The sequence below is a fragment of the Paenibacillus sp. CF095 genome (assembly GCF_900101225.1).
In the GTDB taxonomy this organism is placed as follows: domain Bacteria; phylum Bacillota; class Bacilli; order Paenibacillales; family Paenibacillaceae; genus Paenibacillus.
The window spans coordinates 3,139,819-3,163,156 of the sequence record NZ_FMZN01000001.1 but is presented as its reverse complement, the minus strand read 5'-3'; the positions used below and the strand labels follow the sequence as shown (position 1 = coordinate 3,163,156).

Annotated in this window: 27 protein-coding genes, 1 tRNA gene and 1 pseudogene; 19 read left to right on the top strand and 10 right to left on the bottom strand. The window is 45.9% G+C overall.

The features are described 5' to 3' along the window. Positions 1-25: 25 nt before the first annotated feature. Positions 26-955 (bottom strand): AraC family transcriptional regulator, encoded by a 930-nt coding sequence (locus tag BLS69_RS13740; RefSeq protein WP_091032325.1) that lies wholly within the window; start codon positions 953-955, stop codon positions 26-28. Between the two features lie 159 nt (positions 956-1,114). Here BLS69_RS13740 and BLS69_RS13735 point away from each other — a divergent pair, with 159 nt between their 5' ends. The 5 genes from BLS69_RS13735 to BLS69_RS13715 all read left to right on the top strand — a co-directional run bounded on the left by BLS69_RS13735 (position 1,115) and on the right by BLS69_RS13715 (position 5,792). Further along, complete coding sequence (locus tag BLS69_RS13735) at positions 1,115-1,390, top strand: Atu4866 domain-containing protein (protein ID WP_218133565.1); 276 nt, start codon at positions 1,115-1,117, stop codon at positions 1,388-1,390. A gap of 24 nt (positions 1,391-1,414) precedes the next feature. Next, entirely contained in the window at positions 1,415-2,152 is a 738-nt protein-coding gene (locus BLS69_RS13730) for an SDR family oxidoreductase (RefSeq protein ID WP_091032323.1), read from the top strand. Positions 2,153-2,211: 59 nt separating this feature from the next. After that, positions 2,212-3,114 (top strand): LysR family transcriptional regulator, encoded by a 903-nt coding sequence (locus BLS69_RS13725; RefSeq protein ID WP_091032319.1) that lies wholly within the window; start codon positions 2,212-2,214, stop codon positions 3,112-3,114. A gap of 159 nt (positions 3,115-3,273) precedes the next feature. Next, positions 3,274-4,011 (top strand): spermidine synthase, encoded by a 738-nt coding sequence (locus tag BLS69_RS13720; protein WP_091032316.1) that lies wholly within the window; start codon positions 3,274-3,276, stop codon positions 4,009-4,011. 164 nt (positions 4,012-4,175) lie between these two features. Continuing rightward, on the top strand, positions 4,176-5,792 hold the full coding sequence (locus BLS69_RS13715; protein WP_091032312.1) for a sensor domain-containing diguanylate cyclase: 1,617 nt from the start codon (positions 4,176-4,178) through the stop codon (positions 5,790-5,792). A 50-nt stretch (positions 5,793-5,842) separates the two neighbouring features. Here the strand turns inward: BLS69_RS13715 and BLS69_RS13710 are convergent, their stop codons facing one another. The 3 genes from BLS69_RS13710 to BLS69_RS13700 form a co-directional block, all read right to left on the bottom strand. Next, entirely contained in the window at positions 5,843-6,205 is a 363-nt protein-coding gene (locus BLS69_RS13710; protein ID WP_091032309.1) for a winged helix-turn-helix transcriptional regulator, read from the bottom strand. Between the two features lie 220 nt (positions 6,206-6,425). After that, the gene (locus BLS69_RS13705; RefSeq protein ID WP_091032306.1) at positions 6,426-6,821 is read right to left on the bottom strand and encodes a DoxX family protein; all 396 of its coding nucleotides are present in this window, start codon (positions 6,819-6,821) and stop codon (positions 6,426-6,428) included. A gap of 54 nt (positions 6,822-6,875) precedes the next feature. Continuing rightward, positions 6,876-7,868, bottom strand: a complete 993-nt coding sequence (locus BLS69_RS13700; protein ID WP_091032304.1) for a Gfo/Idh/MocA family protein — start codon at positions 7,866-7,868, stop codon at positions 6,876-6,878. A gap of 222 nt (positions 7,869-8,090) precedes the next feature. On the opposite strand from BLS69_RS13700, the gene BLS69_RS13695 reads away from it, so the two are divergent. After that, positions 8,091-8,175 (top strand) — tRNA-Leu (locus BLS69_RS13695). Between the two features lie 106 nt (positions 8,176-8,281). On the opposite strand, the gene BLS69_RS13690 is transcribed toward BLS69_RS13695, so the two are convergent. Beyond that, the gene (locus tag BLS69_RS13690) at positions 8,282-8,467 is read right to left on the bottom strand and encodes a hypothetical protein (protein WP_076209053.1); all 186 of its coding nucleotides are present in this window, start codon (positions 8,465-8,467) and stop codon (positions 8,282-8,284) included. Between the two features lie 158 nt (positions 8,468-8,625). Here BLS69_RS13690 and BLS69_RS13685 point away from each other — a divergent pair, with 158 nt between their 5' ends. Then, complete coding sequence (locus BLS69_RS13685; protein WP_091032301.1) at positions 8,626-9,780, top strand: sn-glycerol-1-phosphate dehydrogenase; 1,155 nt, start codon at positions 8,626-8,628, stop codon at positions 9,778-9,780. Positions 9,781-10,001: 221 nt separating this feature from the next. Here BLS69_RS13685 and BLS69_RS13680 read toward each other — a convergent pair whose 3' ends face one another. Then, a complete protein-coding gene (locus BLS69_RS13680; protein WP_017689431.1) occupies positions 10,002-10,598 on the bottom strand; it encodes a helix-turn-helix domain-containing protein in 597 nt (198 codons plus the stop codon). Positions 10,599-11,013: 415 nt separating this feature from the next. Here BLS69_RS13680 and BLS69_RS13675 point away from each other — a divergent pair. The 10 genes and pseudogenes from BLS69_RS13675 to BLS69_RS13630 all read left to right on the top strand — a co-directional run. After that, positions 11,014-11,430 (top strand): annotated as a pseudogene (locus BLS69_RS13675) (holin family protein); the annotation flags it as partial. 285 nt (positions 11,431-11,715) lie between these two features. Next, a complete protein-coding gene (locus tag BLS69_RS13670) occupies positions 11,716-12,003 on the top strand; it encodes a Dabb family protein (protein ID WP_017689429.1) in 288 nt (95 codons plus the stop codon). A gap of 173 nt (positions 12,004-12,176) precedes the next feature. Further along, positions 12,177-12,638 (top strand): DUF86 domain-containing protein, encoded by a 462-nt coding sequence (locus tag BLS69_RS13665; protein WP_091032295.1) that lies wholly within the window; start codon positions 12,177-12,179, stop codon positions 12,636-12,638. Positions 12,639-12,648: 10 nt separating this feature from the next. Then, complete coding sequence (locus BLS69_RS13660) at positions 12,649-13,563, top strand: DUF4261 domain-containing protein (RefSeq protein WP_091032291.1); 915 nt, start codon at positions 12,649-12,651, stop codon at positions 13,561-13,563. Between the two features lie 185 nt (positions 13,564-13,748). Continuing rightward, the gene (locus tag BLS69_RS13655) at positions 13,749-14,126 is read left to right on the top strand and encodes a YtxH domain-containing protein (RefSeq protein WP_091032288.1); all 378 of its coding nucleotides are present in this window, start codon (positions 13,749-13,751) and stop codon (positions 14,124-14,126) included. A 218-nt stretch (positions 14,127-14,344) separates the two neighbouring features. Continuing rightward, positions 14,345-15,154, top strand: coding sequence for a glutamate racemase (gene racE, locus BLS69_RS13650; RefSeq protein WP_076209504.1), 810 nt, complete (start codon positions 14,345-14,347; stop codon positions 15,152-15,154). 228 nt (positions 15,155-15,382) lie between these two features. Then, on the top strand, positions 15,383-16,594 hold the full coding sequence (locus tag BLS69_RS13645) for a M14 family metallopeptidase (protein WP_371129047.1): 1,212 nt from the start codon (positions 15,383-15,385) through the stop codon (positions 16,592-16,594). 196 nt (positions 16,595-16,790) lie between these two features. Beyond that, entirely contained in the window at positions 16,791-17,048 is a 258-nt protein-coding gene (locus BLS69_RS13640; protein WP_036670081.1) for a hypothetical protein, read from the top strand. 142 nt (positions 17,049-17,190) lie between these two features. After that, on the top strand, positions 17,191-17,493 hold the full coding sequence (locus tag BLS69_RS13635; RefSeq protein WP_036670085.1) for a heme biosynthesis protein HemY: 303 nt from the start codon (positions 17,191-17,193) through the stop codon (positions 17,491-17,493). 21 nt (positions 17,494-17,514) lie between these two features. After that, positions 17,515-17,736 (top strand): YuzB family protein, encoded by a 222-nt coding sequence (locus BLS69_RS13630; RefSeq protein WP_091032287.1) that lies wholly within the window; start codon positions 17,515-17,517, stop codon positions 17,734-17,736. Positions 17,737-17,838: 102 nt separating this feature from the next. Here BLS69_RS13630 and BLS69_RS13625 read toward each other — a convergent pair whose 3' ends face one another. Then, positions 17,839-18,237 carry a hypothetical protein gene (locus BLS69_RS13625; RefSeq protein WP_143023574.1) on the bottom strand — a complete coding sequence of 133 codons (399 nt, stop codon included), beginning with the start codon at positions 18,235-18,237 and terminating at the stop codon, positions 17,839-17,841. Positions 18,238-18,387: 150 nt separating this feature from the next. Between BLS69_RS13625 and BLS69_RS13620 the strand changes: the two genes are divergently transcribed. Beyond that, positions 18,388-18,669: a hypothetical protein gene (locus BLS69_RS13620; protein WP_076209046.1), complete on the top strand. Its 282-nt coding sequence runs from the start codon at positions 18,388-18,390 to the stop codon at positions 18,667-18,669. Between the two features lie 174 nt (positions 18,670-18,843). Next, positions 18,844-19,674 (top strand): aldo/keto reductase, encoded by an 831-nt coding sequence (locus BLS69_RS13615; RefSeq protein ID WP_036670089.1) that lies wholly within the window; start codon positions 18,844-18,846, stop codon positions 19,672-19,674. A 297-nt stretch (positions 19,675-19,971) separates the two neighbouring features. Here BLS69_RS13615 and BLS69_RS13610 read toward each other — a convergent pair whose 3' ends face one another. The 3 genes from BLS69_RS13610 to BLS69_RS13600 form a co-directional block, all read right to left on the bottom strand. Continuing rightward, positions 19,972-20,697 carry a DsbA family oxidoreductase gene (locus tag BLS69_RS13610; protein WP_091032282.1) on the bottom strand — a complete coding sequence of 242 codons (726 nt, stop codon included), beginning with the start codon at positions 20,695-20,697 and terminating at the stop codon, positions 19,972-19,974. Between the two features lie 82 nt (positions 20,698-20,779). Then, complete coding sequence (locus BLS69_RS13605) at positions 20,780-21,208, bottom strand: cytidine deaminase (RefSeq protein ID WP_091032279.1); 429 nt, start codon at positions 21,206-21,208, stop codon at positions 20,780-20,782. A gap of 82 nt (positions 21,209-21,290) precedes the next feature. Continuing rightward, the gene (locus BLS69_RS13600; RefSeq protein ID WP_091032276.1) at positions 21,291-23,291 is read right to left on the bottom strand and encodes an LTA synthase family protein; all 2,001 of its coding nucleotides are present in this window, start codon (positions 23,289-23,291) and stop codon (positions 21,291-21,293) included. Positions 23,292-23,338: the final 47 nt, after the last annotated feature.

Genomic DNA, 23,338 nt, shown 5'->3' with positions numbered 1-23,338 from the left:
GCGGGTCTTTTTGTTGTTTCTAGTTTTAAATATCGAGTGTATGACGAAGTCGTTTGATATCGCTTTTGGGAGGGAGACCATACATGCGGGCATACTCCCGGCTGAATTGAGACGGACTTTCATAGCCAACCTGGAACGCAGCGTCTGCGGCATCGGTTGAACCTGCAAGCAGCATTCGCCGGGCTTCATGCAATCGAATTTGTTTCTGGAATTGCAAAGGGCTCATGGCGGTAATGGCTTTGAAATGATGATGTAATGAGGAAGAACTCATGTTGATCATGGCAGCAAGTTGCTCAATCCGAAGTGGCTTGGCGTAATCGGATTGGATGACTTCGATCACCTCGGCGATGTGCTGTGCATGACTGTCCTGAATCGCAAACTGCTTGATGGAATGTCCATGTTCATCCTGAATAATACGATATAGAATCTCGCGGATAAACATAGGGGCAAGGACGGGAATGTCTTCAGGTGTATCCAGCAGCCGAACCAATCGGATCACAGCTTCAAGAAGGGAAGGTTTGGTTGAGCTAACAAACAGTCCTCTTCGTGTTGAATGGTCAGGTTTGGGTTGTGCAGAAGGCGTATCCTGAATCAGATCGAAAATCTGTCCTGAATCAAAATCGAGTCGAATACATAGATAGGGATGTTTGATTGTAGCCTTTACAACCTGCCCTGAAATAGGCAAGTTTACGGAAGCTACCAAGTATTGTGACAAGTCGTAGGTGTAGCTCTCGCGGCCGAGTATAACTAATTTGGAACCTTGGGCGACAATGCAGAGGGCAGGCTGATGAACGGAATATATGGGTTGTGAGATCTCGGAGGCACGGATTAAGGCAAGGGATGGAATTGCTGTTGTATGTATCCCATCATTTGGGGTGAAATGCTCAATAAGTTGAGCCAATTGTTGCTGCTGCTCCGTGATGCCCGTATCCGTTTCATTTATTTTGATAAGCATGAATTGCAGCCCCCTTGTAAACCACTATTACTATTATTTTAAAACGCGCTGGAGGAATAGGCAAGAATATTGCGGGATTTTTCTATCGTACAACGACTGATCCTCTACATAATGGAGATAAGCAACGGAATCTTTTGAAGCAGAGAGGAGTGAGAAACGATGGGACGCAATTCAATGGGTGACCAACAGGAACCAAAACACCCGTATGTGGGGATGTGGGTCACGAAGGATGGATATATCAGACACGAACTTCTTCCTTGCGGTAGATATGATGAAGCGAGAGGAGATCGGCAAAGTGCATATCAGGGTCGCTACGTTGTTCATGGGAAACATATAGAATACGTGGATGATACAGGATTTACAGCGGATGGAGACTTCAGGAACGGCGTTTTGTATCATGCAGGCATGGTTTTGTATAGAGAAAATGTACAATAACAACCAAATAAGGAGCGATTTAATATGTCCAATGTAAAAGGGAAAGTTGTTGTCATTACCGGTGCGAGTAGTGGAATTGGTGAGTCAACAGCTCGATTGCTTGCACAGCATGGAGCACACGTAGTTATTGGAGCTAGACGTATGGAACGTTTGGAGGCATTGGCCTCCTCGATTCGTATGGAAGGCGGATCGGTGGAGTATCATTCGCTGGATGTTACCAGATTGGAAGAGATGCATACGATCGTTGACCTCGCTCAAACTCGCTATGGACGTGTCGATGTTATTTTAAATAACGCTGGAGTCATGCCGCTATCTCCCCTTGAATCGTTAAAAGTAGATGAGTGGAATCGCATGATAGATGTTAACATTCGTGGTGTTCTGCATGGCATTGCGGCTGGACTACCCGTCATGAAAAAGCAGGGTTTCGGCCAGTTTATTAACATCGCCTCTATTGGAGCCTATGCCGTGTCACCAACGGCAGCGGTGTATTGTGCAACCAAATACGCGGTCCGCGCCATCTCGGAGGGGTTGCGACAGGAAGTAGGCGGAGACATCCGTGTAACCCTTGTATCACCGGGCGTGACGGAATCGGAACTCGCGGATACGATTTCTGATGAAGAAGCACGTGATCTCATGAAAGAGTATCGGCGCATATCCATTCCCGCCTCGGCGATTGCGCAAAGTATCTTGTATGCCATTAGCCAGCCGGCAGAGGTGGACGTAAATGAGATTGTAGTGAGACCGACAGCAAGCATGGCTTAAGGTTGGATCCTCTTTTGGTATATAATAGGTTCAATTGATACGAAAAGAGGAATAGTGCAGTGACATTACAACAACTAAAATATGTGATCGAAGTTGCCACGCGCGGTTCCATGAATGAAGCAGCCAAGAGGTTGTTTATCTCGCAACCCAGCCTTTCGAATGCCATTCGGGATCTGGAGCAGGAGTTGCGAATTACTATTTTTGAACGTACCAATAAGGGGATATCTCTGTCTAAAGAAGGCGTTGAGTTTCTGAGTTATGCACGTCAGGTGGTAGAACAAGCTGAACTGCTGGAGAATCGTTATCTGAACGCCAAGCCATCCCCTCAGCACTTCTCCGTATCGACGCAGCATTATGCGTTTGCAGTAAATGCCTTTGTTCGTCTGGTACAGCAGTATGGTCAGGATGAATACGAGTTGGCGCTTCGGGAGACAAAGACCTACGAGATTATTCAGGACGTGAAAAGCCTGCGGAGTGAAATTGGCATCCTGTATTTGAATGAGTTCAATGCCAAGGTAATTAACAAATTGTTAAAAGATGCGGGATTGGTTTTCACGAGTTTGTTCATAGCCAAGCCCCATATCTTTATCAGTGTGAAGAACCCGCTGGCGAAGCAGGAGTCGGTTGCAATCGAGCAACTGCAGGATTATCCGTACTTGTCATTTGATCAGGGGGAGTACAATTCCTTTCATTTTTCCGAAGAAATCCTAAGTACGTTATCTCACCCCAAAAGCATACAGGTTAATGACCGCGCAACATTGTTTAACCTGTTGATTGGTCTGAATGGTTATACGATCTCTACGGGTGTACTTAGCGCTGATCTGAACGGAAACGAGATAATTCCTGTACCGCTGGAATGTGAGGAATCGATTAATGTAGGGTGGATAAGCCACAAAAGTACTTCTCTCTCTAATCTGGGTGTCGCATATGTCCAGGCTCTGCATGAGGCCATAGGGTCTTAGTGGTGTTGTATGGTTCATCAAAAGGCCGTTTCCGAATGATCGGAACGGTCTTTTTGTTGTACTACGATCTTTCAAGTATAGGGTGGTATGTTGTCATCCCGTGTAATAGAATGAAGGTATATGTCGAATAGGTGTGAAAGCACGAAGGGAGAACGGTTAGTGAGAGTTCTGTATCGAAATAAAAGTGAACAGCATGAGCTGACGGTATATGATACCAAAAAGCTTTATGGAGAGAAGGGCCGGTTTCGTGTATTAGAATTCTCCAACGCAGCTGTGCAGGGAGCCATGGATTTGGATGAGCCTAACCGGATGGTGTTGGAGTATCCGAGAGCGATGGTGCATCTAATGGAACGGAATGATCCTGAGTTTGATACCGTATTTGTGGTGGGACATGGTATTGGCACATTGCCAACCTACTTGTCTGATCGTCAGGTAAAGGTAGCTGAGCTTGACGCAGAGGTCGTGGAGTTGAGCCAAACCTTTTTTGGATATGAGGGAAGTCCTGTGCTCATTGGGGATGGTCGTGAATTATTAGGCAAGGAACCCGCTGCGACATATGATTATATTATTATTGATGCCTTTACGGCAACGGGTACACCCGAGCAGTTTATATCCAGTGATTTTTTTGCCATGGTCAAGGACAAGCTGGACTCGGACGGAGCTGTGATCCTTAATGTGTTTGGGCGTGCGGGCAACGATCGGCTTGTCAATGCGATCTATACGACACTTCAGGCACAGTTTGTCTATACACGTGCATTCGCATTACCTACAGAAACAGCGGATGAAGTTCAAAATCGCATTTTAATGGGTAGTCATCACCCGATCGAATTTCAGGTTCGTCAGATGGCAGGGTTTGTTGAACAAGAGCCAGAAGAAGGATATATCATTGTCGATTAGGGCGATCCTGAACAGTGATTCTTCCAGGGAAAGTAAAATGTCATTAAATCGTCAATCTTACGATGTAATTGTTAAGATTTCTCAAATTCTTTATTTGATCTTAACAACTTTCGTATAAGATAGAAGGAATATGCCTTTTCATGAAAATCCGGGGGAAGTAAACGATGATTGCACAGATCAAGAGATCTAGATTACGAAGAAAAATAAAAAACATCAAGAAGATCAGCCTCACGGCTTTACTCGGCGGGTTGGTCACTATTTCAGTTATAATGACATTGACCCTCATGGTCATCTCATCTTATACATCTCAGAAACAGTCACTCATTGATAACACCCTTTCGCTAAACTATGCCAGCGCTGTGCAAATGAGCCAAACGCTGGATTCGCTTTTTTATTCCATGCAGGAGAGCTTGAAATATGCAGCCAATTATTTCCCGGATATGGATCAGTCCAATACAAAAGAATTGAATTCCACATTGGATTTGGTTCGCAATAGCAGTAATTTTTTTAATTCCGTTTCCTTGGTAGATAAAGCGGGAGTAATCAGGTCTACCTCACCCTACTCACAGGCTAGTGTAGGTCACCATGTTAGTTCCCATGCAGCAAAAGAAGCGGTTAAATTGAGGACTTCGTATATCTCCGAAGCGTACCAGACACCCAGAACGAAACGCAGAATTGTATTTGTCAGTGAACCGATCTTTGATTCGGCAGGGGAGTACCAAGGAACAATCGGTGGAAATATCTTTCTGCAGGAAAATAATATATTGAGTCTGTCTTTTGGCAGTCAGCTCAAGACAAGTAATGGTTCCTACTTTTTTATTGTGGATAAGAAGGGCACTTTGTTATTTCACCCAAACACCAACCGAATTGGTGAAAATGTCAGTAAAAATGAAGTGGTGCAAAAGCTGCTAGTAAACAAGCACGGTAAAGAACAATACAAAAATCTGGCAGGTGTGGATTCGCTTGCAGGTTATTACAAAGTTCCATCAACAGACTGGGGTGTCGTAATCGTGTCTCCAACCCAAACGGTGTACGATCAGTTGAATCATCATATCCGTATGTTGTTGCTGTACACCTCAGTTCCTTTCCTGATCCTGACCCTTATTGTGGTTCGGGTTGCACGCAAGCTGGCCAGTCCTTTTGCTATGCTGGCTGATTTGGTGAATCAGGTCGATAAGGGACAAGTGGATCTACCGGTGATGAAACCTCACTGGAATAGAGAGGCAGACCTTCTAACAAGAGCAGTTGTTGGCGCATTGGCGAACTTTAGGAAACAGACAAACCAGCTTGTCTATGATGCCAGAACAGATGTTTTAACAGGTATGAACAATCGCAGAACCTTCGAAGAAGTTATTCAGGAATGGATTCAGGATGAGGCGCCATTCTCCATTATTGTTCTGGATATCGACCGCTTCAAGTCCATTAATGATACATTCGGTCATCATGCTGGGGATGAAGTGTTGAAACACATTGCCAATATCATTCAATTGTCTGTTCGACCAGAAGATGTCTGCGCACGGTTTGGTGGAGAGGAATTTGTAGTCTTGTTAAGAAATTCCGAGTCTAACGTAGCTTTTGAGATTGCTGAACGTATCCGAATAACGGTCGAAGAAAGCGTATTGCCTATAGATCGTTCCGTCACCATCTCGGCTGGAATTGCTGAATATCCGAAACACTCCACAACATCCACAGAACTGTTTCACTTGGCGGATAATGCACTGTATCAAGCGAAGGAAGAGGGGCGTAACCGTACGGTTACGATCCAAACGGTTATTAAATAAGCAAGCAAAGAAGCTGTTCCCTAAAAACTAGGAACAGCTTCTTTTGTGTTTTATACCTCTTGTGAGGATCTGGCCAGAACCTCATTTGTATACGTTTCTCCCCAATCTCGCATGCTGAAGATGATCGGCCGTAACGTTTCACCAAATGGTGTGAGGGAATACTCCACTTTAGGTGGGATCTGGGGGTATATTTCACGATGAACAATTCCGCTGCCTTCCAACTCTCGAAGTTGCAGGGTGAGCATACGCTGGGTAATGTCAGGAAACAATTTTCGGATCTCGTTAAATCTCAAAGGACCGGAGAATAAATGATACAAAATGGCACCTTTCCATTTGCCTCCGATCACGCTGAGGGTAACTTCTACGGAACAGCCGTATGGCGCGGGACATGGCTTGGTCGCGTCCTTTTTCATTATAAGTACACCTCCACTTTAGGGTGATTTTCTATGGTATCTATTTGGGTGGTTACATTACATAAAGTACGTATAGTTCATGAAAGAGCATATCACTTATGATGAAGATTATAAACCCTAATTATAGTCGAAGGCAGATGTGTTGATGTCTATAATAAAAAAAAAGAGCCCCGGTTTCGTCTTGCGAAACATTGAGGCTCCATGTGATGAATTTTGTACATTATATCAGGGCATCGAGGGAATATGCACCGGCTCCAGCGAGAGCAACACCAAGTAATGATCCGATCATCACAAGGTTATATTCGAATCCTCCGTTCAGATTCCATAGACCTTTATCGGCATGCACCTTGGCTATGGCTACAATCATCGGAAGAATGAGCAGAACGGCACCAACGATAATCCATAGACCGACTCCAAACAGGAACCCACCGATCAGTTCAGCAAGTCCGGCACACACTGCCAAGGGTCTAGCGGGTTTCAGGCCAATCGCTCCGAAGAATTCAGCCGTCCCTGATATACCCTCGCCTCCAAACCAGCCAAACAGTTTCTTACATGCATGTCCAATCATAATGAAACCAATCACGAGACGAATGATAAGTAGACCTGTGTCCAACATGAGATTAGTTCCTCTTCTCTGGATGTATAAAATATGATGATGAGCGTATTTACGCTACTTTAGTGATGATAGAATGGAGTCACATAGAGCCATCGTTGTAATATTATCCTTGGCGCTGGAATATGGGACGGTCTGATTCTGGCAACACTTGATGAAGTGCACCATTTCACCAACAAACCCGCGTAGATAAAGATCGCGATAAGCTCCTGACATGGGAGATCCGGAAGGTGTATATACAGTATCTTGCTCCTCGAGAGATTTCCAGGGAAGGTTGGTCGAGCTTCGGGATTGATGAACAGTAAGTGTGTTGATTTCTTCAGCTGACGCAAATCCGTTGTCAAAGGTGACGAGTACACTTTCACTCTCCCGTGACCAAGCGCTCATGCCGGTAAAATAAGCGCTGCCTACTACGTTATTCTCAAACACAAGGGAAATGCTTTGATTAATGTGTTCCCCATCTTTCACGGTTGTGCCTGTAACCCGTATTACTTCTCCGAATAAGTAACGCATCAGATCGACCATATGTATGGCAGCGAGCTTCATGAACTGTTCCTCATCCTTGCAAAATGGGGTACTGTCTACAGCGAATTTCATCTGGAATGAACGTACCTTACCTAGCGAACCACTATCAATGAGCTCCCTCAGCTTCATGTATACGGGAGCATAACGTTTCATAAAACCGACCATGACAATGACGCCAGCCTGCTCGGCAGTTTCTGCTACAGCGGCGGCTTCCGCTGCATTCCATCCGAGCGGCTTATCCACGTATACATTCTTACCAGCCCGAATGCATTCAAGGACAAGAGCGGTCTGATCTACAGGCTGTGCGACCACAACGACACCGTCACAAGTTTCCTGCTGTAACATAAGCCCAGCGTTATCATACGCTTTTCCGTTGCTGCCAAATCGCAGCAGAGCTGCTTCAGAGCGTTCCATACTGCGTGTGGCAATGGCCTGGATCTGCGCTCCGGCTTCAACAACAGAAGGGTAAATATTTGTGGATGCATGAAACCCGGCACCGATAAAGCACAGATGGGTTGTTTTCAAGGTGGATCTCTCCTTCATTTTTGCATTCGTATGGATGGTATATTTGTTTAATGCTACGATAGGGTGTTTGAAGTTGAGAAAAAAGGACATATGTCCTATTCTTGAATGAATAAAAAAGAAGTTGCATTTTTATTTTGGAGCATGTATACTCTGAATTACGGTAAAACAAGGAATTGCTTCACCGGAACGCTTTTCATCGATGGATGAGGAGATACATATTATGCGGTCGTGGCGGAATTGGCAGACGCGCACGGTTCAGGTCCGTGTGGGCTAACCCCCCGTGGAGGTTCGAGTCCTCTCGACCGCATCTAACAAAAAAAGGTTCGTGAGTTGCTCTAGGGCAATTCACGAACCTTTTTTTATTTTGTGGATCATTCGTGTGAAGCCTACATTTTGCTACCGGCTTGCTAATGCTAATGTTGCCGCTGGCGCAGAATGACTGCCATGATGATTCCGGCAATGGCTCCTGCAATACCAAATAGCGTAACACTGGCAACCACTTCAACCGACTGGAGACGAAACAAAAAAGCGATACCACTGCCAAAAGTGGTTCCAGCGAGAAATCCGAGCGAAATTCCTAATTCTTTGGTTAATTTCATTGCTTCACCTACTTGGAAATGTGAGATATGGATTTGCAAATATTGGGTACAGGCAGTAAAGTGTGATCAGGAAAATCATCACATTTTATTTCCTTTTTTATCTTGTGGTTTTAACCCGTTAATTATGCATGATATCTCATATGGGAGGGTAAGAGCGAATGAATATGAACGAACGAATTGCAGCATGGAATGAGGAAGCACAACAGTGTGCTTGCGGTCATCAACACCGGGTGGTGGATATGCTGATTCATCTGGAAGCTGGGGCCATTCAGAGGTTACCGGGTTATTTGTCTGAGCAAGGATATCGTCAGGTGACGGTTGTTTATGATCGACATACGTTTCTGGCCGCTGGATCTGATGTGCTGAGCAGTATTCGGGAAGCGGGAATGGATGTGGATGAGATCGCTCTACCGGAGAAACGTACGGGTGATATCATTGCGGATGAAGCAGCTATTGTACAGGTCATGTTGGGTGTGAAACTGGAAAGTCAGGCTGTAATTGCGGTGGGTTCAGGTACCATTCATGATCTAGTGAGATTTGTTTGTTCCAAAATGAACAAGCCCTTTCTGTCGATACCGACAGCGGCTTCAGTGGATGGGTTTACCTCTGCGGGTGCACCCTTAATTGTAAGCGGCGTCAAACAAACATTTCAGGCTGTTCCGCCGGAGGCTATCTTTGCCGACCTGGATATTCTGGAGCAAGCTCCCCAAGTGATGACAGCTGCCGGATTCGGAGATATGCTTGGTAAATATACTTCACTTGCAGACTGGATTATTTCTCGTGAACTGGGCGGAGAACCGTTCTGTCCAGTTGCTTATCGGATGACAGAAGAAGCGTTGAATACCTGCATAGATCATGTACAAGCTATTGCGGAGGGGCGAGCAGAGGGAGTAGCTGTATTAATGGATGCATTAATTGTTTCCGGTATCTCCATGCTGATCATTGACCATTCCCGTCCGGCATCCGGAGGTGAGCATCATCTGTCTCACATCTTGGAGATGGATCTGATGCAAGCGGGAGAAAGACCGGTTTTGCATGGTGCCAAAGTTGGCGTAGCTTGTGCATTACTTACGGTAAAATATAAAGAACTTGCACAGACATCGGGTGAACCGGTGTTTGGGATATATGACCAATTGCCGGAGGCTTCTCAGCTCATCGCATGGTTGGAACAAGTAGGTGGACCTGTGACTACTGAGCAACTCGGTGTAACCCCGGAGATGGTGGAACATGCGTTCAACACAGCGCATACGCTTCGTCCTCGATATACGGGGTTGAGATATATCAATGAAGTGTTGAACACGAAGTTAGGATGACCTTTTAGTGAGAATGGTCATGATGAAATGCATAAACTTAGCTTGTAGCGGGCTGTGATGGCTCTCCTTGGGAGCAAAAGGCGAAAAAGGGTAGGTTACCTGACACTTCTGATGGAATAGCCAGAACAGTGCTTCAAGTCCGAGAGAGAAGGTATGCATTTCATTTTAAAAAGGCTCTGGCCTCCTAAGAGGAGGTCAGAGCCTTTTGGCTGTTCGCTTATTTAGTTGTTGCGACGATCTTTCAAGATGACATCTGCGAACAAAATAGTTTTCGGGATACGGAAAAATTGCTCCGCTTGTTCCTGAAACGCAGCAGAAGGCAGTGTTCCCTGATGCAGCCATTTGCGGAAAGTGCCGGGATGAACCCCGATCCAGTGGCTGACATCTGTCACCGACAAATCATGGACCATACACAAGCCTGTCAAAATACGGTTACTAACCGGAGAACGGGTCACCGTACGCTTCATGAAGCGGGATGACTCGGGTTGACATATGACAGGGCTATTACGCACAACTTCTTCATTGAAGAGAATATGACGCGGGTAGCCGAGTAATTGGCAAGTCTTGTCCAAATTGGTACTGCCGGGTATCCGTCCTTCATATACCCACGCACTGACACTGCGTGAAGAGATGGAGAGGTCTTCAGCAAGCTGGGACAATTTGATATCATTGGCCATCAGCACGGCAAGAAGAACCCGATTGCGGATTTGACAGCGTGTCGGTTTTCGGAATCGTTTAACACGGACGCCTTTTCCCAAGTATTTACGGTTGATCAGAGACCACGCCTGGATGGAATGTTGTTCTGGTTGATTAGGCATATTTCCTCCGATTTTTTTTAACCAAATACTACAATAAACAACGGGGTACTTTCAAGTGCCGGGTTTACCGGTTATAAATGCGTCAATGCGTCAATTCATGATAAAGAGGGAACTACGAACTAGACCATGCGCAATTCACATCCTAGTATATTCCTAGATTACAATGTTTCACTAAAAATGAGGGGAGAAATTGAACAGGAATAAAAATAATATAGTTCTAATTACTTATTATTAGGTCTAAAGAACTTTTATCTGTTTTTTGTTGATATGATGCGGTTTATTTCCCTGAATTCCCCAAAAGCATGTGATTTTCGTTCTTCTGTTATGAAGAGGATGTGCACAAATCTGAAATGATAAATCCGCATGTTCAGCATGACATGTGACCTGTCAAATCTCTTACTTTTACATATATTGTATGATACTCAAGTGTAAGGGAGAGGTGAGGGACGTGAATCTATCTGTGAATACCTTTGCTGCCATCTCGGGAGCATTTGTTACGTTTGCTTTTGGCGGATGGGATCAGTTACTGAGCCTGCTCGCGGTCGCGATGGCTGTGGATTATATAACAGGTTTGGCAGCGGCGGTAAGAACAGGTACCGGGTTGAATAGCAACATTGGATTCTGGGGGATTGCTCGCAAAGGGCTCATGCTGACCGTTGTTTTGCTTGCTCATCGAATTGATCTGATCATGGGAACCGATTTTATCAAAGGCGGAGCTATTTATTTCTATCTGGTGAATGAACTCATTTCAATTACCGAGAATTATGCCAAAATCGGTCTTCCATTGCCTGCAAAGCTCAGACAGGCCATTGCAGTGTTGAAGAAACAGGAAGATCAGGAGTATCTGATGAATCGTGAATGGGCCAAACCGCAGCAAACTCCAGACAACATCAAGCAGCAGGCTGAAACAGGACAAACTTTGGAGGATGACTCAGCAAAACAGACGGAGGATGGATCGCAAAAGAAATCCGAATCGAAAGGAAACGGTTCGGATTAGTTTTTCTTATCAAGAGAACGTTTCCAAGTATCCTTTCGTAATAGAGAACGTTATGATATATTTTGGATACATGAAAATTCATTCATTTCTACTATTATATTAAACGAGGTGCTTGCCCAGATGATAAAACATATTGTCCTGTTCAAAATGAAAGATCGCTCAGCAGAAAGTATTGAAGCTGCAGCCCAGGTGCTTCGCAATCTGGAAGGTAAAATTGATGTTCTGGTTTCACTTGAAATTGGGATTGATGTGCTTCGCTCGGAGAGATCGTTCGACATTTCACTCACGGCGGAGTTTGCGTCACTGGAAGATCTTCAGGCGTATCAGGTACACCCGCTTCATCAGGAAGTTATCAAGTACATGAACGAAGTCAGAGAACAGTCAATTGCAGTGGACTACGAAATCTGATCTGTCATTTAAACTACGTTGAGATAAAGGGGACTCTGCATGAGCGATTTAAGAGACGTTATGGAATTTCTATATATTTTTGTTGTGTTTCTAATCGCTTGTCCTGTGATGGTATTCTGGCTTAAGCGAAGAGGGAAACGGAACCGATAACTCACTGAACGGGAAGTGAACGAATGTATTATGTGAACAGAGAACAGATTGCCCGCCGGCTTGCTGCTGTACCGGAAGTAGCTGAAGGACTTCGTGGGGCAGCAGAGGCTTGGGATGGCGGTCTCATGCTGGGGATGGTACAGGAACGTTGTCTTCACCTGGCGATCGAAATTGTTACCGATGTGGGAAGTTATCTGATAGACGGCTTCATCATGAGAGATGCGAGCAGTTATGATGATATTATTCAGATTAATTATGAAGAAAAGGTTTTTGATCATTCGACCTATGAGATATTGCGTCAGCTTGTCACGTTACGCAAACCACTGGTGCAGGATTATTACAGTTGGGAGCGGTCTGAGCTTCATCCGCTTAGCGTAGAGTTGCCGAGTATACTTGAACATTTTACTACTCAGGTTAGCGCCTACGTGGAAACAGAACTTGGTCCTTTCAATACGGCACAGGCCGAGGGACAGCGTAAGGAATGAGGGAAATCGCATGACAAATGAATCAAAAGAATTTAATGAAGTAAATACTGAAAGTAACGAAACGAATGAAACACCTTCCGGATTCCATCCGGTGTATATGGTTGAACTCTTGTTCCGGGAACGTCCAGAGGTGGATCGCCTGCGTTTGCAGGAATCGATGATTCGTCATACAGGACAAGTCCGACTGGATGTGAAACAAGGGAGTGGAGAGCAAGAGCATGAGATGCTTGTCTTCTATCATCTGGACCATAAGGTATCCTTCCAGGAAGGAAATATCCCTGCGCAGACCTGTATGCTCCCTGTGAATAAAATTGCAGATCGTGCACGCTTTGGCGGGGCTCTGCAGCAAGCATGGCATTGGCCGGAAGTGGGACAAGTTGTAGAAGCTTCACGTTACTCCATCCGGATACATGATATGTTCACGGCTGCTATGCCTCGTAAACAGCGCTTGGAGCTGTTTCAGAAGACTGTACTGGCAATCATGGAGAGTGTCACCTGTGACGCGCTGTATTGGTATGGCAGTGATAAGCTGGTTGAACCGGAAGCATATACGCAAGCTCAGGAACGTGAGGAACATCTGTATGCAGCCATGAACGTTCGAATGTATCAAGCCGGAGGTACAGAGGAACAACGCGGGTTGGTCATGGATACCGTGGGATTATCTGCGCTGGGTGTACCTGATGTCCAGTGTCACTTCGTCGGTCTTGATCCAGATACGGTGGCTCAGACCTTACTGGGTGCAGCGTATTACATATTTGATCAGGGGGATGTTCTGCAAGATGGACAGACGCTGGGTTCTTCAGGTGGACGTCGCTGGCGTTGTGAACATCAGGCGGCATTGATTGCACCGGGACGATATGTGATTGATTTGGACCCGGGGGATGAGCATGCCGCGGCTGATCTCGAGCCGGCTCGTCAGAATTGAGTTTAAGCCAAGTCATCTGCATCCATTCAAAAAGAGCGTTTAGATTATTTTTAACATCTGGAGTGTCAAGTCAAGCCTGTGCTGCTTATAATGCATCAACAGAGTAGGCATTCGCCCGGATGGCTGAGCGACAGACCGTTGCTTCTAGTCCGGTACTTAAACAATAGTAAAGGGAGAGATGTGACGTGAAGGATTCTAACAAAAGTTTGTTGTGGGGAGCTCTAATTGGCTCCGTGGTTGGCTCAGTAACGGCATTATTGCTGGCGCCGAAATCGGGACGTGAACTTCGTCAGGATATTACAGAAGGTGCTCGTCAGGTATCGGAGAAAGGTCAGGAACTGGCTGGTATCGTGGGAGAACAAAGTTCGCAGATCGTATCCAAAGTTAAAGAGACCGCAGATGTCGTGATTCAGGATATTCAATCCTGGCGCAATTGCGCTGAAGGGAAAGAAATTCGCATATCGGCAGCCATTGTTGATAACGATATCGATAAAGCAGTGGATGAACCCGGAATTGACATCGTAGCGAAGCTTCCTGCGGATGAGTCCAAGGACGACAACTAAGCAAAGCTTGATAAGCAGGCTTTCCTCTATTAGAGGAGAGCCTGCTTTGTTGCGTGTCCACACATAGATGACGTAGCGCGTGGATTTAATTTGAACCCTGCGATGAAATCGGGTAAGATGTAGGTACCTTTTTGCCGGAATGTTCATACGGTAGGAAGAAAGCTTTGAGAAACAATCGTTTTGAGAACCAATTCAATGAAGAAGGAAGCGGTGTGTTCGTGCAGCAAGCAATCGCTATATTAGACTCCGGTGTGGGGGGATTGACCGTCGCCAAGGAAGTGATGCGTCAGCTCCCGCGGGAAAAGATCATTTATTTTGGGGATACTGCCCGGACACCGTACGGACCCCGTTCGTCCGAACAAGTAAAACAATTTACGGAACAAATCGTTGATTTCTTGATCCAATTCGATCCGAAGGTTATCGTTATCGCCTGTAACACAGCAACAGCAGCCGCGCTGGAGTATATCCGTGCCAAGGTGAATGTGCCTGTCATTGGTGTTATACATCCAGGTGCGCGGGCCGCAATCACAGCGACACGTACAGGACGTATTGGTGTGATTGGTACCACGGGTACCATAGGTAGTGGGGCTTATACATCGGCACTCAAACAGTTGTCCCCCTATATTGATGTGGTCAGTCAGGCTTGTCCGGCGCTGGTGCCGTTGGTGGAACAAGGTGAATTTCGTTCCGAGCACACGACACATACGGTGGAACAATCATTGGGCGAGATTAAACAACAGCCAATCGATTGTCTTATTCTGGGTTGTACGCATTATCCCTTTCTCATGGACACGATTCAGGAAGTTATGGGGCAGGAAGTGAAGTTAATCAGTTCAGCAGATGAAACGGCACGTGAAATCAGTACGATTTTATATGATAAACGAAAGCTGGCCAGTGGGGATGAGACTCCGGTGCATCAATTTTTCTGCACGGGTGACCCGCGAATGTTCCAGAATATCACCCGTCGATGGTTGGGGGAGCAGATCTCCAAGACCCCTGTTGTCTGGCAGGTAACGCAATTATCATAGTTATACTCAAAATATGCATGAATAAGACTTTTAATTAATGTATTTTGGTTGTGGACGATCCCGGAACTGTGAAGTTCCGGGATTTTTTGTCGTCATTATGCATTAACCGGAGAGAAACATGATTCATGTCACATGACGGACAACCTGACCTGCATACATATGTTACAGACACGAAATCGGTCAGAACTGGACAGGAGAACTGTCTTTTCCTGTGGAAAGGAGAACATCATGGATCTGCAGTGGATTATCGTTCAGCGGGGAGATACATTGCCGCGAATTGCGTCAGCACATCATATGACCAAAGAGTTTCTTGCTGCACTGAACCCGGAAGTAGCTGCCCAGCCATACTTGCTGGCGGGTCAGATGCTGCGTATTGTCCCCGGGACAGGTCGCAGATACGCTGTACCACCTGGAGAAAGTGTAGGGGAGATTGCAGGCAGATTTGGTCTGGACGAAGAGGTATTGCGCCAGGCCAATCCCGAAATCACCAATGTAACCGACTGGGTTGGTCGCTGTATTCATATTCCGGCTTCGAATGGAAAAACTATTGTGAAGATTCAGGGAGAGTATGGTTATCGAGAATTAATCAGGGATATAGACAAGCTGGAGAATCAATACCCGTTTATCGAGACGGGGTCCATTGGAACAAGTGTCATGGGGAAGTCGCTGCCTTATTTGCGTATTGGGCAAGGGTCCAGACATATCCATGTTAACGCTTCCGTTCATGCTAATGAGTGGTTGACAACTGCAGTTCTGATGAAGTTTATCGAGGAGTATGCCGAGGCGTATAGTGCGCATAGGACATGGCATCAATACCAGACTGAACGCTGGATGCAAGAGACGACACTCTGGGCCGTGCCTATGGTTAATCCGGACGGGGTCGAACTGGTTCAGGAAGGTGTGGTCAATCAGCATCCACATGCACAGCAGTTGTTGGCCTGGAATGCCGACAGATCACATTTTACCCATTGGAAGGCCAACATCAGAGGGGTGGATCTAAATGATCAATTTCCAGCCCATTGGGATGAAGAGGCAGCGAGAAGAGGTGTGACCTCACCTGGCCCCAGGGATTATGCAGGGACAGCGCCATTGACAGAACCGGAGGCACAGGCCCTTGCGCAGTGGACGCAGCAACATACATTTGATGCGGTTGTATCCCTGCATAGTCAGGGACAGGAGATCTATTGGAACTACCGTGATCTGGAACCTAGAGAGAGTGGACCGTTGTCGCGTAGACTCGCCAAAGCTTCCGGCTACAAGGCGGTGAAGCTCGGTGGCAGTGATGCCGGATACAAGGACTGGTTTATTCAAGATTTTGGTAGACCGGGCTTCACGGTAGAAGTTGGATTGGGTGTTAATCCGCTTCCCGTAGAACAGTTTGATGATATTTGTATAGAAGTGGGAATGTTGCTGGCTGAACTGTTATCCAATGGACAATGAGGCAAGACCCCGAATTATGATGGTGTGAAACTTAACAGTAGATCATTCGTATAACAGGAACGGACGCTATGAGCGACGTTCCGTTTTTATTATTTTTTATAATGACATTCTACGTCATTCGTTCTGAATGTTTTTGAACGGGTAATGATGGATGTGCCGTTTCGGCGACATATATTTATTATACGGAGGGATTCAAATGAAGTGGAGAAGACTGCTATCGTTCAAACGATGGACACAAGTTTTCAAAAGGCTCCCCCGGCTGCTCCGGGCTCCGCAGATTCCTTTGGGAGAAAAGTTGTTGTTTATTATTCCGGCGCTATTATACTGGGTACTTCCTGACGTCATGCCGTTTATGCCCATCGATGATATCGGGGTCACTTTGATTCTGATGAACTGGTTTGTAAGCCGGGCAGAACGTAAATATCCTGTGCTTCAGGAGGGGACACCTTCTTAATTTGCAGCCCGATGGATCATTTTAACATTGAATTCGCATCAATGTTATTGCGAAGAGCGGTAACTTTCTTTACAATAGATGCTGTAGTTTAAGAATGCTGAAATTGTTGAAACCTGCAATTACAATATAGGAGATGAAGAGAATGAACTGCAAAATTACGCGTAATGCTGCTAAAGTATTGAAGCTTGAATTGGACAAGCCGGAGAACGAAGGAAAAAAACTGCGCGTTGTCATCACACATGCACATGGTGACCATGCTCACTACGGGCTTGATCTCGACACACCAAAAGAAAATGATACGGTTGTATCTACGGATAAAGAGATTGATGTCATTCTCGCGAATGATCAGCCTTTGTTGAACGGTGTTAAAATTGATTACCTCTACTTCCCGGAAGAGGGATTTGTTATTACGAATCCGTCCCAAGGTAATCACGGCGACCACTAAGGGCGCGAAGAAGGGGAACTCATGGCTAACGATATCCGCGTATGCGAAAAGTGTAATCATGTCCGACTGAAATCGATTGTACCCAAGTTGCAAAAAATGGCTCCAGACACGGAGATCAAGATTGGGTGCAAATCCTATTGCGGTCCTTGCGCGAAACGTGCGTTTGTCTTTATCAACGGTCGGTACATCAGTGCGCCGACAGAAGAAGAAGTGCTCGTCAAAGTCGCAAAGTTCGTGAAGTAACAGGATATAACAAGGTGAGTGGAGAAAACTGTCCACACATCAGAAAGGAGGGGCTACGTGCCTCTCCTTTTTTTTGCGTTTGGGTAGCAGTGAAAGGATGTTTTACTCCATAGCACCTTTGACCATTTCAGTAATTTGGAAGGAATCTTCTCGAATTTCAATGGCAATGACCGTATTATCCTTTTTCAGAAAATGTACATGCCCCAGTCGTTCTTCCTCCAATTCGACCCAACCTGTATCCGCTAACTTCTGAAAATAATCCATTGGTGGGTAGAGTCCTTGTTCACCCCCAATATGTTTCAGTTCATACTTAGCCCCTTTTTCAAGGTTGGGATCATCCGAATAAGTTATGTTTTCAATAAGCTTTGCATTAGTTGGAACAGGAATGTCTGGGTTCATGGATGACCCTGTATATCCTTCTATCTCATATGTTGCTGGAGCGCAGCCTTGCACCCAAATGAGGAAGGGCAACATGCAGAGTGTCAATATTATTTTCTTCAAATGAATTCCTCCTGATTCGGCATGATTATCTAATAAACGTAGCCAAATCAACTAAAGTTACGATAAAAACACAAAAGAAGAATAAGGAAGGCTTGTGTTATCCATCCTAAAGGGGTAACAGGAACATGATAATCCCAAGGAGGAATACTCATGCCGAAGCGTTATGATTCCAGTTTGCAAGCAGATACCACCGTATCTCAGGCGCAAAATGCGGTGAACAAGCTTCATTATGCTGTATCTCAGGCCATGTCTCATCCGACCGCACAGACCATTGTACAGGCGGAACGTCGTCTGGCACACACGGAGCAGGCGATGCGACAAGCAGAGCTTTCACTCGGAGGGCAAGGTGTTGAGTTGGCAGAGGAAATGTTCATCGAGGAGAAGAGAAGATTGAATTCAATCCAGAGTCAGCACGGTCAAGGGAATTTATAACGTTCCTGTCACATCAGAACCCGCAGGGCAGCAATGCTTTGCGGGTTTTTCATATCATTTGCAAAGACTCTGGGTCCATGGGTTTACTCCGACAGTATGTCGAATGGTCGCTTAAAATTCTGTGAGAAGGTTAATAGAACAAGAGCAGGCAAAATTCCATACGGGAGGTACAGAATGACAAAACATATTACAGATTGTACGATTCTGAACAACGGAGTAACGATGCCATGGCTAGGATTTGGAACATATAAAGCAAAAGGTAAGGAAGTACAACAGGCGGTTGAGACCGCTTTGGAGGTTGGATATCGCAGTATTGATACCGCGTCCATCTATGGAAATGAAGAAGAAGTGGGACAAGCTATTGCAAGCAGTGGTGTTGCCCGTAACGAACTGTTTGTGACGACCAAGCTTTGGAACGAGGATCAGGGATTTGATTCAACGTTGAGAGCATTTGAAGCTAGTCAGAAGGCACTTGGACTGAATGTAATTGATCTTTACTTAATTCACTGGCCTGGCAGAGACCAGTATAAGGAGACGTGGAGAGCATTCGAACGTCTATATAGCGAAGGAAGCATCCGTGCGATTGGTGTGAGTAACTTTCAAGTACATCATTTGCAAGATATCATAGATGAGGGCGGAACGGTGCCTGCGGTAAATCAGGTAGAGCTGCATCCGGGTCTGATCCAGCAGGAACTTCAGGATTTCTGTGGGGCGCAGGGAATTCAACTGGAGGCTTGGAGCCCGATCATGAAAGGCAAGCTGAACCAAGAGTCCACCCTCAAAGCGCTGGCCCAGAAATATGGGAAAACGCCAGCACAGATTATTCTGCGTTGGGACATTCAGAATCAGATTGTGACGATTCCGAAGTCCGTTACCCCGGAGCGTATTCGTGAGAATGCGGACATCTTTGACTTTGAATTGACACCGGATGAGTTGAGACAAATTGATGCACTGGATTCGGATAAGCGGACGGGTCCACATCCAGATCAACTGTTCTGGGATTAAGTGGGTGGCGCTAATTGAATATAAGTGTTTGATGAACTACTTGTGTTTGTTCCGGTTACGGAATCGTTCTTTTGATCGCTGTTGTCTCCAAATTTTTTTGAATCCTCTTTTCAGAGGATAAAATTCGGATACAAAGGCGCACGCTTCGCTTCTTCAGAATCGATTCCGTCCCCTCCACAGTAACTGTTCATCAAACACAAGTATATACAATGAGCTTGAGTGGTGTGTAGCATATAAAAAAAGCAGCAGGACCGGGGGATATCCCCTGATCCTGCTGCTTTTTGTGTGTGAAGTGGCTTAATTTTTTTTCGGGACTTCGCAACCGTCATCTGTGCAGACTCCGCTGCCGTCTGTTTCTGTTGTGTTGGATTCAACCATTGTGAATGGGGAACGCTCGTCCCATGCTTTTTGAATGGCATCCAGGAACACCTCGTCAGGCTGAGCGCCCGATACAGCGAACTTGCGGTCGAATACGAAAAAAGGTACACCACGGATACCGAGTTGCTCGCCTTCTGCTTGGTCAGCGCGGACATTGTCGGTGAATTGATCACTGGACAGCACTGCCGTAGCTGCATTTCGATCCAAGCCGACTTCTTCTGCTAACTGAGCCAACACTTCAGGGTCGCCGGAGTGTTTACCTTCAATGAACACAGCTTGGAATATCCGTTCACTCAGTTCAAGCGCTTTGCCTTGTGTATCCGCCCAGTGTGTCAAGCGGTGAGCTGAGAAGGAGTTCGTAGGGATCATGGCATCGATATTGTATTCCAGTCCTGCCGTACGAGCATTGGCATTCATCTGGGCATTCATACCTTTGGCCTGTTCCACGCTCATATTATATTTGGCAGCCAGATATTCCGAATTGGTTTTGCCTGGGTTCAATGCTGCGTTTGGATCAAGCTCGAAGCTTTTGAATTGCAGCTTCACTTCATCACGGTGTGGAAACTGTTCCAGTACATTCTCCAAGCGGCGTTTACCGATATAACAGAAAGGGCACAGAAAATCAGACCATATCTCAATATTCATTTTATTATAACCTCCATCATCCTTTTAGTTGAAACCAATATGGTTACAATTATAAAGCCACTTTCTATAATTCGCAAGGAGATTACTTTTTATCCCGATATGCCTTGGACCAATGGTACGGTTGGATCTCATCCAGTCTCTTGAAGACCAGTTGACCAGAAGGGTCGTATACGGCAGCTTTGACTTCTTCGCCCCAGTAAAATAATCGTTCCTGGCATACACCGCAAGGTGTAAGGACCTTAAATTCTGAATGCTCGTCATCACGAGCGATACAGAGGGAGTGGGTGACACGTTCGTTCAATTTGTGGGCTTCCAGATAAGCTCCTGTTTCCATGCACAGATGCGTGGCATCGTTGATGACCTCTGGCGCTACGCTAATCAGCAGGGAACCGGCTTCGGTATAGACGGCACCCGCACCGCCCCATCCCTGAGGATAACGTTGCTTCACAAATTCTGCGGCTGCATCGAACAATTTCTGTTCCATATTAAGTGGTTCAGTGTGTAATGTCATGTAATACAAGTTCCCCTTTTTAAATGCAGATACAAATTCAATTCATTCCGTGTATTTGTTTAGTTTGTCATTACGACATTGCTCATTGCGATGTTGCTGCTCCGCTGTCTTCCTCTCGAAAGCGCTGAATCAAATCATAGGTAATGACCGTGTCCGAGACATGCAATCGCTTCGCTGCTTCATCATGACCGGTACGGCAAGCATTGATATCTGTTTTGTCACGTGTGGACAGGTCATAACAAGCGCCATTCTCATAGATATAGTCATCCGATGGGATATAAAATACAGAACCATCCGAGAATGCGCCATTACGCAGCACAACCGTACGTGCAGACCCGTCATATACGTCGTTGCCCATATGATAATAGGACTGGTCGGACACGCCGAGCAGATGCAATACGGATGGCGTGATGTCCAGTTGTCCCGAAGGTTCGTCGATGGTTCCGGCATCTGCTCCGTCCGGTAAATGCACGAGCAGGGGAACCTCGTTCATGATCTGTGCCATATCCAGTTCGTTCAGCGAACGTCCCAGGAACTGTTCGTATTGTGATTGTTCCTTGATCGAGTTGTCGTGGTCTCCGTAGAACATAAAAATGGTATTTTCCCATAATCCCCGATTTTTCAGATCTTCCACCATCTTACCGAGTGCTGAATCCACGTAATGAACGGATTGCAGATAATCACCGAACATCGTTCCCTGGAACTCGCCTACATCCAGTTGCTGCTTCTCTTTTGGCAGGGCGTATGGGTGGTGACTGCTGAGTGTAATGAGGAAGGAATAGAACGGTTCGGTCACCTCACTACTCATTTTCTCAACGGATTGCCGGAAAAAGGATTCATCAGACAGGGACCAGCCAAGCGGGTCATCCTGTGCAAAATCATTTTTACTATAAAACTTGTCGTACTTCATGTTCTGATACATCGTATACCGATTCCAGAAGCCACTCTCATAAGCGTGAAATACGTTGGTGCTGTACCCGTTGTCCTTCAGAATGGAAGGAAGGGAATCATACGTATGGTCTGCATATCGTACAAAGGCTGATCCAACCGGAAGTGGATGTAGGGAAATATTTGCGCCAAAATCGGCATCTGACGTTCTGCCCTGACCGGTCTGGTGATAAAAGTGACTATAATACTGACTTTCCTTCATCAGTTCATTAAAATGGGGCGTGATCTCCTGACCGCCAATGCTCTGGCCAATCATGAAGTTCATAAAAGCCTCACCCTGGACAATGATCACATTGCTGTCTTTATATTTGCCAAACAAGGCATCATTCTGCGGGGCAGTCCCTTGCCTTTCGGCGAAGAATGCCTTTGCTTGCTCAACATCAGCGGGTTCAGCCTGCGGCCCGGAGCCGATGTGGTCTTTGGCATAGTTGTACAGATCATAACCGTGAAAAGCGAGCAGTCCGGTCACATTGTACATGGATACATTCCACCAGTTGTTATCAAACAGGCCTTTGGCCCATGTTTTGCTATAAAAATAAATCGGGCCGACGGCGAGGCCAAGTCCCAGCACAAGGGCAATACTGCCAGCCGTGAGACGGCGGCGCAACCGTGCCTTGCCATCGTTATACGAATAACTCCCGTAACCAGTAATAGACGTGCTGGAGTGCTTCGAACGGTAACGTCTGCTGAACAGTACGATAGCTGCGAACGGAATGACGACAAGCCAGTCAGCGAAGAACCAGAGATCACTTGTGTAGATCAGTGTAGCGATGCTGTCACCCAATGCGTCAACTTGTCTCGCCTGCAACAATACCGGGATGGTCAAGAAATCCTGGAAATAGCGATAATACACCATATCGGCGTAGATTAGTGCGGTAAGCAGCAGGTTAAGGATGGCGAGAGATACGATCATGCCTCTACGTGGCAGCAACCAGGTCCAGAAGGACAAGAGTAGTAAAGATCCAATGGCAATGACTTTATCCAGCAGTCCCATCGTAATGTTATAAGCGTGAAGATTGTGATGGAGCCACATGAGTTTGAGCAGCATAAGTGCTAGAAAAATAAGATATAACATTAATGGATGATTTAGAAGCCCGCGTGGCATGGAACTGCGCGTAGGCCGAGTGACAACCATATGTATGTCCCCCTTGCTTTTTGTTGTTTTGTTATCGGAATGTAAAA

Excerpts from the sequence above, each read along its gene's own strand:
- BLS69_RS13740 (WP_091032325.1), bottom strand. The coding sequence starts at position 955 with ATGCTTATCAAAATAAATGAAACGGATACGGGCATCACGGAGCAGCAG.
- BLS69_RS13735 (WP_218133565.1), top strand. The coding sequence starts at position 1,115 with ATGGGACGCAATTCAATGGGTGACCAACAGGAACCAAAACACCCGTAT.
- BLS69_RS13730 (WP_091032323.1), top strand. The coding sequence starts at position 1,415 with ATGTCCAATGTAAAAGGGAAAGTTGTTGTCATTACCGGTGCGAGTAGT.
- BLS69_RS13715 (WP_091032312.1), top strand. The coding sequence starts at position 4,176 with ATGATTGCACAGATCAAGAGATCTAGATTACGAAGAAAAATAAAAAAC.
- BLS69_RS13710 (WP_091032309.1), bottom strand. The coding sequence starts at position 6,205 with ATGAAAAAGGACGCGACCAAGCCATGTCCCGCGCCATACGGCTGTTCC.
- BLS69_RS13705 (WP_091032306.1), bottom strand. The coding sequence starts at position 6,821 with ATGTTGGACACAGGTCTACTTATCATTCGTCTCGTGATTGGTTTCATT.
- BLS69_RS13690 (WP_076209053.1), bottom strand. The coding sequence starts at position 8,467 with ATGAAATTAACCAAAGAATTAGGAATTTCGCTCGGATTTCTCGCTGGA.
- BLS69_RS13685 (WP_091032301.1), top strand. The coding sequence starts at position 8,626 with ATGAATATGAACGAACGAATTGCAGCATGGAATGAGGAAGCACAACAG.
- BLS69_RS13680 (WP_017689431.1), bottom strand. The coding sequence starts at position 10,598 with ATGCCTAATCAACCAGAACAACATTCCATCCAGGCGTGGTCTCTGATC.
- BLS69_RS13670 (WP_017689429.1), top strand. The coding sequence starts at position 11,716 with ATGATAAAACATATTGTCCTGTTCAAAATGAAAGATCGCTCAGCAGAA.
- BLS69_RS13665 (WP_091032295.1), top strand. The coding sequence starts at position 12,177 with ATGTATTATGTGAACAGAGAACAGATTGCCCGCCGGCTTGCTGCTGTA.
- BLS69_RS13660 (WP_091032291.1), top strand. The coding sequence starts at position 12,649 with ATGACAAATGAATCAAAAGAATTTAATGAAGTAAATACTGAAAGTAAC.
- BLS69_RS13645 (WP_371129047.1), top strand. The coding sequence starts at position 15,383 with ATGGATCTGCAGTGGATTATCGTTCAGCGGGGAGATACATTGCCGCGA.
- BLS69_RS13640 (WP_036670081.1), top strand. The coding sequence starts at position 16,791 with ATGAAGTGGAGAAGACTGCTATCGTTCAAACGATGGACACAAGTTTTC.
- BLS69_RS13635 (WP_036670085.1), top strand. The coding sequence starts at position 17,191 with ATGAACTGCAAAATTACGCGTAATGCTGCTAAAGTATTGAAGCTTGAA.
- BLS69_RS13630 (WP_091032287.1), top strand. The coding sequence starts at position 17,515 with ATGGCTAACGATATCCGCGTATGCGAAAAGTGTAATCATGTCCGACTG.
- BLS69_RS13620 (WP_076209046.1), top strand. The coding sequence starts at position 18,388 with ATGCCGAAGCGTTATGATTCCAGTTTGCAAGCAGATACCACCGTATCT.
- BLS69_RS13615 (WP_036670089.1), top strand. The coding sequence starts at position 18,844 with ATGACAAAACATATTACAGATTGTACGATTCTGAACAACGGAGTAACG.
- BLS69_RS13610 (WP_091032282.1), bottom strand. The coding sequence starts at position 20,697 with ATGAATATTGAGATATGGTCTGATTTTCTGTGCCCTTTCTGTTATATC.
- BLS69_RS13605 (WP_091032279.1), bottom strand. The coding sequence starts at position 21,208 with ATGACATTACACACTGAACCACTTAATATGGAACAGAAATTGTTCGAT.
- BLS69_RS13600 (WP_091032276.1), bottom strand. The coding sequence starts at position 23,291 with ATGGTTGTCACTCGGCCTACGCGCAGTTCCATGCCACGCGGGCTTCTA.